The following is an 18340-nucleotide window of genomic DNA, read 5'->3' as shown; positions in this document are numbered from 1 at the left end:
TTAAAAAAGCCTCCTCTGCTATACTGAAAAAGAGGAGGGATCGTATTGCTTACATCCATACATCATATTGCAATCATATGCTCAGATTATGAAAAGTCGAAAGCTTTCTACGTACATAAGCTCGGTTTTCAGGTGATACAAGAAACATACCGAGAAGAGCGCGACTCCTACAAGCTGGATTTGTCGCTTAACGGCTCGTACGTCATTGAGCTGTTTTCGTTCCCTGATCCGCCCGCACGTCAAACCCGTCCTGAAGGTGCAGGGCTCCGTCATATTGCCTTTACGGTCAGCAACTTAGAACAGGCTGTTCAGGAGCTTTACGAAAAAGGAATCGAGACAGAGCCGATCAGGACAGATCCGCTGACAGGCAAGCGGTTCACCTTCTTTTTTGATCCCGATCAGCTTCCGTTAGAGCTGTATGAGCAATAACGGTTTTTGAAGAAAAAAGGGAGATGCCCACTTTCTTTGCCGAATCTTTTCTTGTTTTGTCTAATAGGAAGGGAACCGCTCCCCATGGTCGAATACCTAGCTAAAAAGGAGGTATGGGATCATGAATACAAATATGGTAGCAAGTGAACTCGGCGTCTCCGCAAAAACAGTGCAGCGGTGGGTGAAGCAGCTGAACCTTCCGGCTGAACGTAACGAGCTCGGACACTATTCGTTTACGGCTGAAGATGTGCAAGTCCTGAAATCTGTTCAAAAACAAATTTCTGAAGGCACGGCGCTTCAGGATATCAATGTGCCGCAAAGCAATAAGAAGCGCACAGGCTTCCTTGTCCAAAAAACAAACAGTGACACAGAGAAAAGAATCGAACAGCTCGAACAAAAACTTGACACCTTATTACAGCAAAAACAGGACGAAAACGGGCTGCTGGCAAGAATTGAGGAACTGGAACGCCAGCTTAAACAAAAAGCCGATGAAGGCGTATCCTATCAGCTTCTGCAGCACAGAAGAGAAATTGATGACATTCTTGCTGATCTGCAATCACTGACCTCACATATGAAAGAATTCACCGCTCAGCCGACCCCTGAGACTGCTGCTTCTTCCGAAAAAATAAAAACAAGAAAAAAACCGCTGCTGTCACTGTTTAAATTTCAAACGTAAAGTAAAAAAGCTCCCCTTAAAGGGAGCTTTTTTGATTACGCAGTAAGCGCAATAATAATTGGAAGTGAAATCAATGACAGAATCGCACTGATCACAAACGCAGTCGCAGTTTCTTCCTCTTGTTTCTCGAAACGAGTCGCAATCATGGCTGCAACGGCAGAACCAGGGAATGCAACAAGAAGGATCGCTTTTGTTGTTTGATCAGCTGGAAGTCCGACTGCAAGAGCAATCAGGAACATTAACGCAGGCTGAACTGCAACTTTTAGTAACGCAATACCGATAGCCGGCAGACTGAGTTTAATTTTACGAATACCAACGGTAACACCGACAGCAAAGAGAGCAACACCCGATGTTGTGCTTCCAAGCTGATCAAGCATTTTAACACCCAGCTCAGGAAGAGTGAAATTGAAAACCAGCACTAAGATCATACTGATTAACGGAGCAGCTGCAAGCGGCTCACAAAGACCATGCAGGATTGATTTCCCTGTCATCTTCCAGAAACTGTCGCCGCTCTCTTCGTTTTTCTTAGAAGACTCACCCACTGTAGCAACAATGATCGCAAGCGGATCAAGAATCGCATTAACAACGATACCTGTTACAGCGATCGGAATCGCAACCTCTTGCGCACCGAACAAGCTTCCCAATACAGGAATACCCATAAATGCGAATGTCGGCTGTGCAGAGTTCAAAGAAAATACGGATGAGTTCGTTAAATCATACTTAAAGACAAATCTGCAAACCAATAGAATGATGATATAGAAACCAACAATCCCGATAAGTAAAGAAACCATTAAAGGAACTTGTGATAAAAATTCACTTCTGGAAGTTGTCAAAATACCAGCGATAAAGTGAGCTGGAAGTGCGTATTTCGTTACTAACGTACTTACCCCTTTTGCTGACTTGGCATCATAACTTCCGAAATGTCCTGCAAACCAACCCAGCACGATAACAAAGAAGATCGGTGCCAGGAGGATTAAGATATCTAAGATGCTCAAAATATTCTCCTCCAAATCCTATGTCCGTATACTTTAGCTTTATTCAAAGCTTTCCCTCGGACAGAAAAATTACACGCTCAATTATTTTGCGATGACTTTTTTGTATTCAGGTGTCCACATTGCATCAAGAACAGCTTGTTTTACATCTTCAGGCTGACGATTTGCTACGCCGTCTTTGATCGCTGCTTCAGCTACAGCAATGGCAACTTGAATAGATACTTCTTGAAGCTTGTCGATGCTTGGAAGCAATCCAGCTCCAGGTGTTTCAAAATCAACCATTTCAGCAATCGCATCAGCTGTTGCAGCAAACATAGCAGGCGTAATAACACGCGCTTCAGCTACGATTGAACCAAGGCCAAGACCAGGGAATGCGAATGCGTTGTTAGATTGTCCGATTTCATAAGAAACGCCATTGTACTCGACATTGTCAAATGGGCTTCCTGTTGCTACAAGCACTTTTCCGTCAGTCCATTTGAACAGATCTTCAGGAACAGCTTCTGCAAGGTGAGTCGGGTTAGACATCGGCATGATCACCGGACGGTCTACGTGAGATGCCATCTCTTTCACAATTTCCTCTGTGAACGCTCCTGAAACCCCTGAAGTACCGATTAAGATCGTTGGTTTTGCTTGGCGAACCACTTCATCGAATGAAATTTGGCCTTTTTCATCACGTTTCCAGTCTTTCACTTCTGCTGCACTGCGAAGGTAAGGTTTTTGGAAATCAAGGATGCCTTCCATATCGTCTGTTAACAGGCCTCTGTAATCAAGTGTGAAGAACGCTTTGTTTGCTTCTTCTTCAGATAATCCAGCAAGCACCATTGTGTCACGGATTTGGTCAGCAATACCGATACCAGCTGAACCTGCACCGAAGACAACTACACGCTGATCTTTAATAGATGCGCCTGTTTTCTTCATAGCAGCAAGCACACCAGCAAGTGTAATTGCGCCTGTACCTTGAATATCATCGTTGAATGTCAGGATTTCGTTGTTGTATTTTTTCATGATATTGCGCGCGTTTTTGTTACCAAAGTCTTCCCAGTGAAGAAGCGCTTTAGGGAAGAATTTAAGCGCAGCTTTTACATACGCATCAACGAATTCTTCGTAACGTTCATCAGAGATACGTTCATGGTGGTTACCAATGTATAAAGGATCATTTAAAAGTTTTTCGTTGTTTGTACCGACATCAAGCACTACAGGAATAACACGGCTAGGGTCAATACCAGCTGCAGCAGTGTAAACAGCCAATTTACCGATAGCGATATTAATACCGCCTACTCCCCAGTCACCGATACCAAGGATACTTTCAGAGTCAGTTGCAACGATAAGATCAATATCGCCTGCTGTCGCATGAAGGTTTTCAAAAGCCTTTTCAATACCGTCAATGTTGTCGATTGACAAGTAGATACCTTGAGGTCTTCTGTATTCATGGCTGTATTCTTGAATTGCTTCACCAACTGTTGGTGTGTACACAACAGGAAGCATTTCACGAAGGTGATTTTGCAGCAATTTATAGAAAAGAACTTCATTGCGGTTAGCAAGATCATTTAAGTAAACATTTTGACGAAGGCGGTCTGGCTGAGCTTTAAATTGCTCGTATGCGCGTTTTGCTTGTTGATCAAGAGAAAGTACAGTTGGCGGAAGAAGTCCTTCTAAGCCAAGTTCTTGTCTTTCTTCTAATGTAAAAGCAACACCTTTATTTAAAGTAGGAATAGATAAAACTTCTTTTCCTCTTAATGTTGTTTCTAAATGGCCTTCCTTAGTTTTTTTAATGTTATTCAAGCAAATCTCCTTCTTTCTTGAAATAGTTAACCAAGTTAAGTAATAACTCATCTAAAAATAACCGATCATGATCTTTATGCGACTTTGTGACAATTATTCGAACAATGTCTCAAAACTATTTACATTACGTTAGTTATTTTATGCCTGTCAAAATCAAAATTCAAGGGAAGAAAATTACTTAATTTTTTAATACACTTAATTAAATTTTTTAATTGATTGTTATCAGAATATATAAAAAAACACCAGCTTTTCGGCCGGTGCTTTCTATCTTTTTACCCATGTTTTGTATTAGTTTTTAGATTTTCCCGGGACTTCGTGATGATGTCTGCATCTTGCTTCATAGGATTCGGACGCACCCACCAGAATGACCGGATCATCATAAGAAGCCGGCTTTCCGTCAATGAGCCGCTGTGTTCTGCTTGCCGGTGATCCGCAGACGGAACAGACGGCCTGCAGCTTCGTCACACTTTCAGCGATGGCCATAATATCCGGCACAACGCCGAACGGCTCTCCTCTGAAATCCATATCAAGGCCCGCTGCGATCACACGGTAGCCTTTATCGGCAAGAGACGATAAAACACCAATGATTGACCGATCGAAGAATTGAACCTCGTCCACTGCAATCACATCCGTGCTCTCACTGATATGATTCCAAATGTCCTCAGCCGAAGAAATGGCATAGCTCGTCATAGATGTTCCATTATGGGAAACAACAGCATCCTCGCTGTATCGATTGTCAATCACAGGTTTAAAGACCCTGACCTCCTGCTTGGCATAAGTTGCTCTCTTTACTCTTCTGATCAGCTCTTCAGATTTTCCCGAGAACATGCTGCCGCAAATCAGCTCCAGCCACCCGCTTTGCTTCATTATGTACATTGGCTCTGCTCCCCTCTCTCTGCCAGCTGTGTTTTTGACAATATAAAAAACAGGCAAGAAGTGCTTCTTGCCTGTTGAGAAATCTATTATTACTTAAGACCGTATTTTTTATTAAAGCGATCAACACGACCATCAGCAGAAGCGAATTTTTGACGGCCAGTGTAGAATGGGTGGCATTCAGAGCAAATCTCAACGCGTACCTCTTCTTTTACTGAGCCTGTTTCAAATTCATTTCCGCAAGCGCATTTAACTGTTGCTTTTTTGAAATTAGGATGAATTCCTGCTTTCATTGTATCCATCTCCTTCCGCCCTGAATCCCGTGTGGAAACAGAGTTATTATTTCGGAGCATTGTCCGAAACGCATATAAGAAAATTATATCAGTGATTTACTTCTTTTGCAAATAGATTTTATCGTCTGGCTGATGATAGATTTGCCTGTTTCCATTCTTGATTGAGAATATCGAAAAATTCCTGGTTTGTTTTGGTCTTTTTCATTTTTCTCATGAATTTTTCCGCGAAATCAGGCGAATCTGACATCGTTTTGCGGATAGACCATAAACGGTCAAGATGCTCTTTAGGCACAAGCAGCTCTTCCTTACGCGTTCCAGAACGGCGAATATCGATGGCAGGGAAGATGCGGCGTTCTGCCAGAGAGCGGTCAAGATGAAGCTCCATGTTGCCCGTTCCTTTGAATTCTTCATAGATTACATCATCCATACGGGATCCTGTATCAACAAGAGCAGTGGCGAGGATCGTTAAGCTTCCGCCCTCTTCGATATTTCTCGCCGCCCCGAAGAAACGCTTCGGACGGTGGAACGCTGCCGGGTCAATCCCTCCGGAAAGTGTTCTTCCGCTCGGCGGAATCACTAAGTTGTAGGCGCGGGCCAGACGTGTGATACTGTCCATCAGGATAATGACGTCTTTCTTATGTTCAACGAGGCGCATAGCGCGTTCAAGCACAAGCTCGGCTACTTTGATATGGTTTTCCGGCACTTCATCAAACGTTGAGCTGACGACATCCCCAGCAACAGAACGCTCAATGTCTGTAACCTCTTCCGGTCTTTCGTCGATCAACAGCACAATCAGCTCTGCTTCAGGCTGGTTCGCTGTAATGCTGTTGGCGATTTCCTTCAGCAGCATCGTTTTCCCGGCTTTCGGCGGCGCAACAATCAAACCGCGCTGGCCAAAGCCTACCGGCGCCATCATGTCCATAATTCTTGTAGACAAGAAATTCGGTTTTGTCTCGAGCACCATATGGCGGTCTGGATAAAGCGGAGTAAGGGCTGGGAAGTGAACACGCTCTTTTGCCGATTCCGGATCATCTCCATTTACCGCTTCAACGTGCAAAAGTCCATAATAGCGCTCGTTTTCTTTTGGCGGGCGAACCTTGCCTGATACTTTGTCTCCGTTCCGTAAATCGAAACGGCGGATTTGTGAAGCTGAGATGTAAATGTCTTCAGAGCTTGGAGAATAGTTGATCGGTCTCAGGAAGCCAAATCCCTCTGATTGGATGATCTCAAGAACACCTTCCATAAACAGAAGATCTTCCTGCTCTGCATTCGCTTTCAGAATGGCGAAAATCAGCTCTTTTTTTGTCAGTTTGCTGTAGTAGGAGATTTTATAATGTCTTGCAAGTTCATATAGCTCTTTCAATTTCATATTTTCCAAAGAGGAAATAGATACGTCTTTCATAAAAAACACCACGCTTTTCATAGTCAATATCTTACTTTACACATGTAATCTGCTGCTTTTGCACAACATCCGCCAAAGCACATTCTTTTTTTAACATAAAGGAACTTCTATCGGTAACACTTCCACCCATGATCGGCGCTTTTGTTAAAAGGATTGTCTTAATGAGTTTTGAAGGAAGCGAGGACAAAAACATGAGAAGATCAATACTTATATCGTCTGTATGCGGTAGAAATTGAAACTTTCCTAGTGCTTAAAAGAAGGAATTACGCAGTTAAAAATCGCAGCACTCTTTATTTTTACCTTATTTCAAACAATTATTCAACTGAAATAAGGTTTTGACACGCAATTGATAGGGTTGTCTCTTTTTTGCAAAAGAAAAGCGGGTCAACACCCGCTTTTTCTCTTTGTTATGGACGGATTACGAGATTTGGTTTTTTCTTCAGGCTGTGTCTGCCGTCAACGAAACGGACAGTTCCTGACTTCGCACGGATGACCAAGCTTTCAGTCGTGCCGACAGACCCTTTGAATTGAACGCCTTTTAACAGCTCGCCGTCAGTTACGCCGGTAGCCGCAAAAATCGCGTCATCGCCTCTCACAAGGTCTTCCATACGCAGCACTTTGCTTAAATCAAGGCCCATTTTGTTGCAGCGTATGATTTCTTCCTCGCTTTGCGGAAGAAGTTTACCGATAATTTCTCCGCCCAGCGCTTTTAACGCTACAGCAGATAGGACGCCTTCAGGAGCTCCGCCTGATCCGAACAGGATGTCTACGCCTGTGTGGTCGAAAGCCGTGTTGATGGCGCCTGCGACATCCCCGTCATTGATCAGTTTGATTCTGGCGCCGGCCTCGCGAAGCTCGGAAATGATTTTTTCGTGTCTATCACGGTTTAAAATGGTGGCAACGACGTCCTCGACGTCTTTGTTTTTCGCTTTTGCTACCGCTTTAAGGTTATCAATGACTGGAGCTTCAATATCAATGCAGCCCACTGCTTCCGGACCGACTGCGATTTTCTGCATATACATATCTGGAGCGTTTAAAAGCGTGCCGTGGTCCGCAACTGCAATAACCGTCAGCGCATTCCAGCCGCCGCTTGCCAAAATGTTTGTGCCTTCGAGAGGATCAACGGCGACATCGACACGCGGACCGTACCCGTTTCCGAGTTTTTCCCCGATATAAAGCATCGGCGCTTCGTCCATTTCACCTTCTCCGATCACAACAGTTCCTTTCATCGGAACTGTATCAAAAACGTCTCTCATTGCGCTTGTTGCTGCTTCATCAGCCTCGTCTTTTTTTCCCCGGCCCATCCATCTTGCAGATGCTAATGCCGCAGCTTCAGTCACACGAACCAATTCCATTGATAAACTTCTTTCCATCTCAACACGATCTCCTCTCGCAAATAACCAATTAAGAATTTTGCAGCTGTTCTATCTCTTCATCAGTCATTCTCTCGCGCCAGATTGTGGCTCCCAGACCCTCGAGTTTTTTCTCAAGGCTGCTGTATCCGCGATCAATATGCTCCAGACCTGTAATTTCCGTGACGCCGTCGGCCATCAGCCCGGCAACCACTAAACAGGCTCCGGCCCGCAGATCGCTCGCCTTGACCTTAGCGCCTTGAAGGTCGACAGGTCCCGTTATGATTGCAGATCTGCCCTCTACCTTCATATTAGCGCCCATTCGTCTCAGCTCATCAATATGCTTGAATCTCGCCGAATAGATGGTGTCAGTCACGACGCTTGTCCCTTTTGCTCTCGTCAAAAGCGCTGTCATCGGCTGCTGCAAATCAGTCGGAAAGCCCGGGTATACTAGGGTTTTTACATCAACCGGCTTTAGGTTTTTCTGCCCGCCGACAATAAGCAGCTGGTCGTCGCTCGTCTCAATGTGAAAGCCCATTTCTCTCAGCTTTGCTGTTAAGGACTCAAGGTGTGTCGGGATTACATTATCGATGATGACCTCTTTGCCCATCGCAGCACCGGCAATCATAAATGTTCCGGCCTCAATTCTGTCCGGGATGATCGTATGTTTGCAGCCGTGCAGTTCCTTTACGCCATCGATTCGGATTACGTTGGTTCCAGCGCCTTTGATTTTTGCGCCCATGCTTGTGAGCAGTGTCGCGACATCAATAATCTCCGGCTCTTTCGCAGCGTTTTCGATGATGGTTTTCCCTTCTGCCAAAACAGCCGCAAGCATAATGTTAATCGTTGCCCCGACGCTTACGACATCTAAATAAATACGTGCGCCTCTCAGCCTTTCAGCGCGCAAATAAATCGCGCCCTGTTCATTGGTCACTTCAGCTCCGAGCGCTTCGAAGCCCTTGATGTGCTGGTCAATCGGACGGGGGCCCAAGTGGCAGCCGCCAGGCAATCCGATGACGGCCTGTTTAAAGCGGCCGAGCATCGCCCCCATTAAATAATACGACGCGCGCAGTTTTTTCACTTTTCCGTTAGGAAGCGGCATGCTGATCATTGATGTGGGGTCTACAATCATATCCCCATTCTCAAAATGCACATTACCGCCGATTTCCTGTAACAGGTCACGCAGCGTTTCAATATCTGAAATCTCAGGAAGCCCTTCTATTGTCACCTCGGAATTTGCCAAAATGGTTGCTGGTATTAATGCAACAGCACTGTTTTTAGCGCCGCTGATGTGTACTGTACCGTTTAACGAGTCACCGCCGGCAATATTCAACTTTTCCATGATAGTCTCCTTCCATAAGAAGATAGCTGCGGAGCTAAATAAAATGGCATTTTATTCTGTCTCTGCAAATAAAGCTCATGTCCAAAATCTAGCCAATTCGAAGAGAAAGAATACAACACATTGTAAAATATCAGGAAGAAAATAGCGAAGCTTTGCGGGGGCATAGGTTTCAAAAAATCGACAGAGACCCGCCGGCTAAAGAGACATCTTCGTCATCCGGCAAAAGCAGCACGCAACCCTCATTCCGATATCAGCTTCTGCAGCCCAATGATTCCTTCTCTGTAAGCGGCGTGCATCTGAAGGTCCGCTGGATCAGGACGGTGAAAAGCAAAGGCCGCGGCAAACAGACACTACACTCTGTTTGCCGCCGCTTGAATTACTTGTTCCAGTCTGCCAGGAATTGTTCGATTCCTTTGTCTGTTAACGGGTGCTTTGTCAGCTGATAAATGACTTTAAGCGGCATTGTGCCGATATGAGCCCCTCTTAATGCAGCTTCAGTTACATGCTGAGGATGGCGGATTGACGCCGCAATGATTTGCGTATCAAGCCCGTGGATATCAAAAATCTGCTTGACTTCTGAAATCAGGTCAAGCCCGTTATGGCCGATATCATCTAAGCGGCCTAAGAATGGAGATACATATGTAGCGCCCGCTCTTGCAGCAAGAAGCGCTTGGTTCGCATTGAAGATCAATGTGACATTTGTTTTGATGTTTAAGTCAGTAAGTGCTTTTACGGCTTTTAAACCGTCAGCCGTCATCGGGATTTTCACCGTGATGTTCGGAGCGATTTTCGCCAGTTCTTTTCCTTCCTCGATCATTTCCTCAGCTTTCAGAGAAATAACCTCCGCGCTTACAGAGCCCGGAACGACTTCTGTGATTTCACGAAGGCGGTCATGGAATGATACGTTAGCTTCTTTTGCTACTAAACTAGGATTCGTTGTTACACCGGCAAGAACTCCTAATTCATACGCTTCTTTAATCTCATCGATATTGGCTGTATCAATAAAAAATAACATTTACAAAAGCCTCCCTGAGTAAGAATTTTCAGAACTGTGAATATGATTGCGCTTTCTAAAGATAGACGGAAAACCGCCTGTCAAGCTGTCAGGCGGCTATAAAAAGTTCCAATTGAATTAAGCTTGGTTTGAAGAACCAAATTCACGCATTTTACCGATAACAGTTTCTTTAATCGCTTCGCGAGCAGGTCCAAGGTATTTACGAGGATCGTACTCGTCAGGCTTAGCTGCCAACGTTTCGCGAACAGCTTTTGCAGAAGAAATTTGGTTTTCAGTATTTACGTTGATTTTAGCTGTACCAAGTGAGATTGATTTTTTGATGTCAGCAGTCGGAATTCCAGTACCGCCGTGAAGAACGAGCGGAAGACCAGTTGAATTTCCGATCTCTTCCATTTCTTTGAAGCCAAGGTTTGGCTCACCTTTGTAAGGGCCGTGAACAGAACCTAATGCAGGTGCAAGGCAGTCGATGCCAGTGCGCTCAACAAGCTCTTGGCACTCTTTAGGATCAGCGTAGATTACGCCTTCAGCGATAACGTCGTCCTCTTGTCCGCCGACTGTTCCTAGCTCAGCTTCTACAGATACACCGTGGAAATGAGCAAGCTCAACAACTTTAGAAGTTGTTGCTACGTTTTCTTCAAATGGATGGTGAGAAGCGTCGATCATTACAGATGTGAAACCTGCATGAATCGCTTTCGCACAAGATTCAAAGCTTGAACCGTGGTCTAAGTGGATCGCAACAGGAACTGTCACTTTGTACTCTTCCATTAGTGCTTTTACCATAGCTACGACTGTTTTGAAGCCGCCCATGTAGCGTCCCGCACCTTCGGAAACACCAAGGATCACTGGAGATTTTTCTTCTTCAGCTGCTTGTAAAATCGCTTGAGTAAACTCAAGGTTGTTTAAGTTAAATTGTCCTACAGCATAACCTTTTTCTTTAGCTGTATTCAACATTTCCGTCATTGAAACTAAAGGCATGTCGAATGTCCTCCTTATGTAGCCTGATTGTCTTCTAGCGAAAAAAGCTTTCCACCCTAGCATGACCCATAATTTGCTGTCATATGTAAATACTCAGATCGCTTTTTCTCCATAACTAGAATACCAACTTTTCGACAAATCGGCAACACAATGAGCTCATTCAATTGTTTCTTCTTTTTGTCAGTTAGACTTCAGGGGCAGATATTTTTTGACGGCGTCTCTGATTTCGTCGATGTCAAACGGCTTCGCAAAGTGTGTCAATGCGCCCAGTTCCTTTGATTCCTGGATCATATCGAGTTCTCCGTAAGCCGTCATGATGATCACGCGGATGTTTTCATCAATGACTTTCATCCGTTTTAAGATTTCGATTCCGTCCATGCCGGGAATTTTCATATCCAGAAGGACAAGGTCCGGACGTTCTTTTGTCACAATATCAAGCGCTTGAAGGCCGTTCGCAGCCTGAAATGTCTGATAGCCCTCTTTATTGAACACTTCGTTAAGCAAAATACGTATTCCGTATTGATCATCAACGATTAAAATTTTTTCATTCATCATTTTACACCCCAATATTATGATTTTCGTCAAAAGTAAGCAGTAGTTTATGTATTCTGTTTGATTTTCCTATTTCCTTTAATTATAATAGTCTACTTTACGACATTTTCTGAGCATTTTCTCTTTTGTTGTATACTGTTATTGTACGTTATAAAGGAGGATTCACTTATGTTGAAAATATTTACGACACAGTTAACAGGTATTTTTTCCCGCATTCAGGATAAGGAATCTGACGCGATTGAAGATGGGGCGCGATTGCTTGCTCAAGCGGTGGTCAGCGGGCATTCCATATATATATACGGGGCAAATGAGCTTCAGGGCGTCTTATATGAGGCTACCGAAAGCAAAGAGCCGCTTCCTTCCGTCAAAGCGTTTCCCGCCAACGCGGATGAAGTGACAGAAAGCGACAGGGTGCTGATGTTTTGCTCAGGGACAGGTACAGATGAAGAACAGGCGCTCGCGAAAGAGCTTTATGAAAAAGGCGCGGGAGTCGTTTGCGTATCGCCGGCAGCCAAAGACAGCGCCGGAATCGAACAATATTGCGATGTGCATATTGATTCGAAGCTGAAAATGCCGCTCGTTCCCGATGAAGACGGCACCCGTTACGGCTTCCCTTCATTAATGACAGCATTGTATGTCTACCATGCTCTATCATTTACATTAAAAGAAATTCTGCAAGAGTATGCATAATCACTTATTGTACATGCTGTATCTTGCCGGAAACAAATAAAAAAGACTTGTCCGCTTTTGACAAACGGCAAGTCTTTTTTTATTACTTCTGATTTGCAGCTTCAACAGACGCTCCGATAAAGCCTTTGAATAATGGCTGAGGTCTTGTCGGTCTTGACTTGAACTCTGGATGGAACTGAGAAGCCACGAACCAAGGATGGTCTTTCAGCTCGATAATTTCAACAAGGCGTCCGTCCGGGCTGGTGCCTGAGAATACGAAGCCTTGGTCTTCCATTTGCTGTCTGAATTCGTTGTTGAATTCATAACGGTGGCGGTGACGCTCGTATACCACTTCATCCTGATACACTTCAAATGCTTTCGTGCCCTCTTCAAGCTTACAAGGGTAAAGGCCGAGACGAAGTGTTCCTCCAAGATCTTCAACATCCTTCTGTTCAGGAAGAAGGTCGATGATCGGGTATTGAGTTGACGGATCAATTTCCGCAGAGTGAGCGCCTTTTAAGCCTAATACGTTTCGGGCATACTCAATAGATGCAACCTGCATGCCTAAGCAAATGCCCAAGAACGGTATCTTGTTTTCGCGCGCATGTTTTGTCGCAATGATTTTACCTTCAACACCGCGGTCACCGAAGCCGCCCGGTACGATAATACCGTCTGTGCCGCTAGTAAGCTCTCCGATGTTGCTTTCTGTTACTTCCTCAGCGTTAATCCACTTCACTTTTACATCTGTGTCAAACGCGTAGCCCGCGTGGCGAAGTGATTCAACGACAGAGATGTAAGCGTCAGGAAGCTCAACATATTTTCCGACAAGTCCGATTGTGGTCGTTTGAGACAGGTTGCTGACCTTGTTCACAAGCTCTTTCCACTCGGACATTTCCGCTTCTTTGCATTCCAGCTGCATGTGCTGGCAAACAAGCTTATCAAGTCCTTGTTTTTGAAGCTCAAGCGGAATGGAATAGAGGTTGTCCGCATCTTCACATTCAATAACCGCTTTTGTATCGATGTCGCAGAATAATGCGATTTTGTCCTTCATATCTTGAGAAATCGGCATTTCTGTACGAACAACGATAATGTTTGGCTGAATGCCCAGGCTTCTTAATTCTTTTACGCTGTGCTGTGTCGGTTTTGTTTTCAGTTCGCCGGCAGCTTTAATGTAAGGCACAAGTGTACAGTGGATGTACATCACGTTTTCACGGCCGATGTCACTCTTCATTTGGCGGATCGCTTCAAGGAATGGCAGGGATTCGATGTCTCCGACAGTACCGCCGATTTCTGTAATCACGACATCCGCGTTTGTTTCTTTACCCGCGCGGTATACGCGGTCTTTCAATTCATTTGTGATGTGCGGAATAACCTGCACTGTTCCGCCGAGGTAATCGCCGCGTCGTTCTTTTTTAAGAACTGTTGAATAGATTTTACCTGTTGTTACGTTGCTGAATTTATTCAGGTTGATGTCGATAAAACGCTCATAGTGGCCCAGGTCTAAGTCTGTTTCAGCACCGTCATCTGTTACGAATACTTCACCGTGCTGGTAAGGGCTCATTGTTCCCGGATCGACGTTGATGTATGGATCGAATTTTTGAATTGTGACGTTCAGTCCGCGGTTTTTCAGCAAACGCCCTAATGAAGCTGCTACAATACCCTTTCCAAGTGAGGATACGACTCCCCCGGTTACAAAAATATATTTCGTCATTTCGTTTGCTCCTCTCTTCGCTCTAAGCTACATTTCTTAAAATGTACCGTTTTATAGGAAATCATTTAGCCTTTTAAATGATTTATAAGAAAAATGAGGGGTGAAAATAAGAAAGCTCCCTTTCAATTTCTTGAAAGGGAGCATAACGTTCTATGTTCTCTCTTCGTTTTTGAAGAGCCCAAAATACATACTACATAGTTCGACTATGAAAGTCAAGATCGATTTGAGGATGAAATTCTTTTACTATTTTTTATCCTCATCGCCTTCATCATAGTCATCTTCATCTTCTTCTTCATCGTCATCAATGAGATCATCATCAATTTCGAGCTCGTCTTCGTCGTCATCTTCATCGATATCGTCAAACTCATCAGCATCGAGATCAAGCTCTTCCTCAACCTCAGCCAAATCGAGCTCGTCTTCGTCAACCTCTTCAAATTCATCAAGATCAAGATCTTCTTCAACAGCTTTTTTCGCTTTTTTCTTTTTCGCCTTAACTGTCGGCTGTGTTTCTTCATCAAGCTGATCGTACGGATACCAGCTGCGAAGGCCCCAAGTCTGGTCAGAGAGCGCCAAGAAACGGCCGTCAATATTTAAATCTGTATAAAATTGTGCGATGCGGTCTCCAAGCTCTTCTTTTTTCACGCCGAGCAATGATGCAATTTCATTTAAAAGCTCCTGAAAAGGAACTGGTTTTTTATGATCTTCAAATAATTCGTGAGCGATTTCAACTAAAGCCATTTCCTTTAGCTGTTCCTGTGAATATTGTTTGATACCCAAGGTCGGACACTCCCTTTCTATTACTTATATGTATCTGTTTTATCAATAATGAAAGCGATATTGTATCGTTCTTATACAAACCATACCTCTCATTATAAACAAAATAAAACAGAATATGCTACCCTTAACAGCGTTAATTTAAATAATTTTACAAGAGTGATCCGACTGATAGATGTTTTGCCTTATTCTGCGAGCATTCTGGAGATAACCAGCCTTTGAATTTCTTGGGTACCTTCGTAGATTTGCGTAATTTTCGCGTCGCGCATATAGCGTTCAACCGGATAATCCTTCGTATAGCCGTAGCCGCCGAAAATCTGCACAGCTTCGGTCGTCACCTTCATCGCCGTATCCCCTGCCAGCAGTATGGACATAGCGGAGGCTTTTCCATACGGAAGGCCTGACGACTCCAGCCATGCCGCCTGGTAGGTCAGTAGCCTTGAAGCTTCTATCATTGTCGCCATATCTGCAAGTTTAAAAGCTATGCCCTGCTGCTCGGCAATCGATTTGCCGAACTGTTTTCTTTCTTTTGCGTATTGAAGCGCCGCATCAAGCGCTCCCTGAGCGATGCCAACAGCCTGTGCCGCAATGCCGTTTCTTCCTCCGTCAAGCGTCTTCATCGCGATTTTGAAGCCTTCTCCTTCTTCACCGAGACGATTTTCTGCGGGAACGACACAGTCTTCAAAGATGATCTCTGTTGTCGGAGAAGAACGGATGCCTAGTTTCTTTTCTTTCTTGCCTGTCAAAAATCCTTCGAAATCCTTTTCTACAATAAAAGCGGAAATGCCTTTTTTCTTTTTCTCAGCGTCAGTGACTGCAAACACAATATAAATATCAGCGGCGCCGCCATTTGTGATAAACACTTTTGATCCGTTTAATACATAGTCATCACCGATTCGCTCAGCGGTTGTTTTCATCCCGCCGGCGTCTGAACCGGAGCCTGCTTCAGTCAAAGCGAAAGCCCCGATTTTCTGCCCAAGGGCCAGCTGTGTTAAGTACGCTGCCTTTTGTTCTTCTGTGCCAAATGCAAACAGCGGCCAGCCGCAAAGCGAGATATGCGCCGAAAGCGTCACGCCGGTGGAGGCGCAGACTTTTGACAGTTCCTCCACCGCTATGACATAAGCCAGGTAGTCACTTCCGATTCCGCCGTAAGCTTCAGGCCACGGAATCCCTGTTAATCCTAAATCCGCCATTTCCCGAAACAGGTCACGATCGAATCGTTCTTGTTCGTCACGTTCTGCCGCTGTCGGTGCAACCTCATGCTTGGCAAAATCACGAACCAATTTCCGAATCATTTCGTGTTCTTCTGTTAATGAAAAATTCATCGCTTTTCCCCCATTGTCATATCAGCGCCCAAGACAGATTGAGCCAGAAGCTCCGCGACGTCATACGTTTTGACACGATCTTCCGCTTCTTTTGCCTTCGTGCCGTCCCCAAGCATCGTGAGGCAGTACGGACAGCCGGAGCTGATTACCGACGGATTGACTGCCAGCGCTTGCTCTGTTCTGGCGACATTAATCCTGTTGCCTGACTCTTCCTCCATCCACATCAAGCCTCCGCCAGCTCCGCAGCACATGCCGGTTTCCCGGTTTCTCTCCATTTCAATAAGCCGCACACCCGGAATGGCTTTTAAAATCTCTCTCGGCGGATCATAGACTTCGTTGTACCGTCCCAAGTAGCACGAGTCGTGGAAGGTGATCGTTTCATGAACTGGGTGCTGCGGTTTTAATTTCCCGCTCTTCACAAGATCGGCCAGCACTTCCGTATGATGATACACTTCGCCTTCAAAGCCGAAATCAGGATATTCGTTTTTAAATAAATTGTATGCGTGCGGATCAATCGTAACGATTTTTTTCACATTATTTTTTTCAAATTCCGAAATATTCTTTTCGGCCAGTTCTTGAAATAAAAACTCATTTCCGAGGCGGCGCGGGGTGTCCCCTGAATTTTTTTCTTTGTTGCCGAGGATCCCAAAGGTCACACCTGCTTGGTTCAGCAGTCTTGCAAAGGAGATGGCGATCTTTTGGCTTCTGTTGTCGTATGAACCCATGGAACCGACCCAGAAAAGATATTCGAATTCTTTTTCCTCTTTTTTTAATTCTTTTACTGTCGGAATATCGGCATCTGGGGCTGCGTCGCGCCAATTTTCACGTTCCTTGCGGTTGAGGCCCCACGGATTTCCCTGCCGCTCAATACTCGTCATCGCCCGCTGTGCGTCACTGTCCATTTTTCCTTCAGTCAGCACGAGATAGCGGCGAAGGTCAATGATTTTATCAACATGCTCGTTCATGACGGGGCACTGATCTTCACAGTTCCGGCAAGTGGTGCAGGCCCAAATTTCTTCTTCGGTAATGACATCGCCGATTAAGCTCGGACTGTAATCAAGCGCGGCGGCGGCTTCCTGTGATCCGCTCCCTGAGGCAGCCGCAGCCAGCTGGTTCCCTTTCGTATGCCGGAATGCTGCAGCCGGCACCCATGGCGAGCGCGAAGTGACGGCAGCGCCTTTTTCTGTGAGGTGGTCCCTGAGGCGTAAAATTAAATCCATCGGCGACAGCATTTTTCCGGTGCCAGTCGCAGGGCACATATTGGTGCAGCGGCCGCACTCGACACACGCATACAGATCAATCAACTGGGACTGCCTGAAATCCTCAATTTTTCCCGCTCCGTAGCTTTCTTTCGTTTCGTCTGTGAAATCAATTTTTTCGAGCTTTCCGGGCGCTTCAAGCCTGTTGAAAAAGACGTTGGCAGGACCGGCAATTAAATGAGCGTGCTTTGACTGCGGCACATACACTAAAAAGCTCAGTAAAAACAGCAGATGCACCCACCATGCGATATAGAAAATCACCGCGGCGCCCGTCTCCCCGACGCCCCCAAGCAAAAACGCGATGCCTGAAGCGATCGGCTCGCTCCAAGAAAGCCCGTGATCATGCCAGATCAGATTCATTGCGTTCCCCAGTAAAACCGTCAGCATTAAACCGCCGATAAAAATGAGAACAAGTCCAGATTTAAAGCCTCGTTTCAGCCTGACGAGCTTTTCGATATAGCGTCTGTAAAATGCCCAGCCAACGGCAATTAAGATCAGAAACGTAACGATTTCCTGAAAAAAAGTGAAGGCGGGATAGATCGGGCCAAGCGGCAGATTTCGATCCGGGACCAGCCCTTTGATGATAAAGTCAATCGCTCCGAACTGAACCAATATAAAGCCGTAGAAAAACATGACGTGAATGATGCCGCTTTTCTTATCCTTGAGCAGTTTTTTCTGCCCGAATACATTCACCCATATGGCCTGAAGCCGTTCCTTGATCCGTTTATCGAACTGTTCCTTTTGGCCGAGCCTGATGTAAGCAAGCCTTGTTTTGACCAAATAGACAAACAAATAAACAGCGTAAGCGGTTACAATCAGAAATAATAATGCATTGACAATGAGAAAGCCGCTCATTCCAATTCCCCCTTTTTACTGATGAAGACCGTGATCCCCTGCCCCAAAATCTGTATAAGATTAT

Annotated in this window: 18 protein-coding genes; 3 read left to right on the top strand and 15 right to left on the bottom strand. The window is 45.1% G+C overall.

What is annotated here, in order from left to right; translation table 11 throughout:
* The first annotated feature begins 39 nt into the window (after window positions 1-39).
* On the top strand, window positions 40-429 hold the full coding sequence (gene gloA2 / locus ACQVGS_RS02345) for an SMU1112c/YaeR family gloxylase I-like metalloprotein (protein WP_174754450.1): 390 nt from the start codon (window positions 40-42) through the stop codon (window positions 427-429).
* A 121-nt stretch (window positions 430-550) separates the two neighbouring features.
* Window positions 551-1105 (top strand): chromosome-anchoring protein RacA, encoded by a 555-nt coding sequence (gene racA / locus ACQVGS_RS02340; protein WP_095712809.1) that lies wholly within the window; start codon window positions 551-553, stop codon window positions 1103-1105.
* A 35-nt stretch (window positions 1106-1140) separates the two neighbouring features.
* Here the strand turns inward: racA and ACQVGS_RS02335 are convergent, their stop codons facing one another.
* From ACQVGS_RS02335 to spo0F, 11 genes are all read right to left on the bottom strand, one after another.
* Window positions 1141-2100, bottom strand: coding sequence for an AEC family transporter (locus ACQVGS_RS02335; protein WP_024123182.1), 960 nt, complete (start codon window positions 2098-2100; stop codon window positions 1141-1143).
* Window positions 2101-2181: 81 nt separating this feature from the next.
* Window positions 2182-3879: an oxaloacetate-decarboxylating malate dehydrogenase gene (gene malS, locus ACQVGS_RS02330; RefSeq protein WP_024123183.1), complete on the bottom strand. Its 1698-nt coding sequence runs from the start codon at window positions 3877-3879 to the stop codon at window positions 2182-2184.
* 288 nt (window positions 3880-4167) lie between these two features.
* The gene (locus ACQVGS_RS02325) at window positions 4168-4755 is read right to left on the bottom strand and encodes a thymidine kinase (protein WP_024123184.1); all 588 of its coding nucleotides are present in this window, start codon (window positions 4753-4755) and stop codon (window positions 4168-4170) included.
* An 89-nt stretch (window positions 4756-4844) separates the two neighbouring features.
* A complete protein-coding gene (gene rpmE / locus ACQVGS_RS02320; protein ID WP_003151132.1) occupies window positions 4845-5045 on the bottom strand; it encodes a 50S ribosomal protein L31 in 201 nt (66 codons plus the stop codon).
* Window positions 5046-5163: 118 nt separating this feature from the next.
* Complete coding sequence (gene rho / locus ACQVGS_RS02315; protein ID WP_010332253.1) at window positions 5164-6447, bottom strand: transcription termination factor Rho; 1284 nt, start codon at window positions 6445-6447, stop codon at window positions 5164-5166.
* A 31-nt stretch (window positions 6448-6478) separates the two neighbouring features.
* Window positions 6479-6640, bottom strand: coding sequence for a hypothetical protein (locus ACQVGS_RS02310; RefSeq protein ID WP_032731180.1), 162 nt, complete (start codon window positions 6638-6640; stop codon window positions 6479-6481).
* Between the two features lie 214 nt (window positions 6641-6854).
* Entirely contained in the window at window positions 6855-7820 is a 966-nt protein-coding gene (gene glpX, locus ACQVGS_RS02305; protein ID WP_044159762.1) for a class II fructose-bisphosphatase, read from the bottom strand.
* A gap of 31 nt (window positions 7821-7851) precedes the next feature.
* Complete coding sequence (gene murA, locus ACQVGS_RS02300; protein WP_024123187.1) at window positions 7852-9141, bottom strand: UDP-N-acetylglucosamine 1-carboxyvinyltransferase; 1290 nt, start codon at window positions 9139-9141, stop codon at window positions 7852-7854.
* Window positions 9142-9517: 376 nt separating this feature from the next.
* On the bottom strand, window positions 9518-10156 hold the full coding sequence (gene fsa, locus ACQVGS_RS02295) for a fructose-6-phosphate aldolase (RefSeq protein WP_024123188.1): 639 nt from the start codon (window positions 10154-10156) through the stop codon (window positions 9518-9520).
* Window positions 10157-10273: 117 nt separating this feature from the next.
* Entirely contained in the window at window positions 10274-11131 is an 858-nt protein-coding gene (locus tag ACQVGS_RS02290; RefSeq protein WP_024123189.1) for a class II fructose-bisphosphate aldolase, read from the bottom strand.
* Window positions 11132-11311: 180 nt separating this feature from the next.
* The gene (gene spo0F / locus ACQVGS_RS02285) at window positions 11312-11686 is read right to left on the bottom strand and encodes a sporulation initiation phosphotransferase Spo0F (protein WP_003227621.1); all 375 of its coding nucleotides are present in this window, start codon (window positions 11684-11686) and stop codon (window positions 11312-11314) included.
* Window positions 11687-11851: 165 nt separating this feature from the next.
* Between spo0F and ACQVGS_RS02280 the strand changes: the two genes are divergently transcribed.
* Window positions 11852-12373 carry a DUF2529 domain-containing protein gene (locus ACQVGS_RS02280; protein WP_024123190.1) on the top strand — a complete coding sequence of 174 codons (522 nt, stop codon included), beginning with the start codon at window positions 11852-11854 and terminating at the stop codon, window positions 12371-12373.
* Window positions 12374-12455: 82 nt separating this feature from the next.
* On the opposite strand, the gene pyrG is transcribed toward ACQVGS_RS02280, so the two are convergent.
* The 4 genes from pyrG to ACQVGS_RS02260 form a co-directional block, all read right to left on the bottom strand.
* Window positions 12456-14063 (bottom strand): glutamine hydrolyzing CTP synthase, encoded by a 1608-nt coding sequence (gene pyrG / locus ACQVGS_RS02275; RefSeq protein WP_095712807.1) that lies wholly within the window; start codon window positions 14061-14063, stop codon window positions 12456-12458.
* A gap of 243 nt (window positions 14064-14306) precedes the next feature.
* Window positions 14307-14840, bottom strand: a complete 534-nt coding sequence (gene rpoE, locus ACQVGS_RS02270; RefSeq protein ID WP_188323345.1) for a DNA-directed RNA polymerase subunit delta — start codon at window positions 14838-14840, stop codon at window positions 14307-14309.
* A gap of 182 nt (window positions 14841-15022) precedes the next feature.
* Window positions 15023-16162 carry an acyl-CoA dehydrogenase AcdA gene (gene acdA / locus ACQVGS_RS02265; protein ID WP_491830852.1) on the bottom strand — a complete coding sequence of 380 codons (1140 nt, stop codon included), beginning with the start codon at window positions 16160-16162 and terminating at the stop codon, window positions 15023-15025.
* Window positions 16159-18276 carry a heterodisulfide reductase-related iron-sulfur binding cluster gene (locus ACQVGS_RS02260; protein WP_106019722.1) on the bottom strand — a complete coding sequence of 706 codons (2118 nt, stop codon included), beginning with the start codon at window positions 18274-18276 and terminating at the stop codon, window positions 16159-16161. Before ACQVGS_RS02260 ends, acdA begins: the two co-directional genes overlap by 4 nt.
* Window positions 18277-18340 lie beyond the last annotated feature (64 nt).

Source organism: Bacillus sp. SD127 (assembly GCF_058566445.1).
The sequence above is the reverse complement of the archived record's forward strand: the minus strand, read 5'-3'. Positions and strand labels throughout refer to the sequence as shown.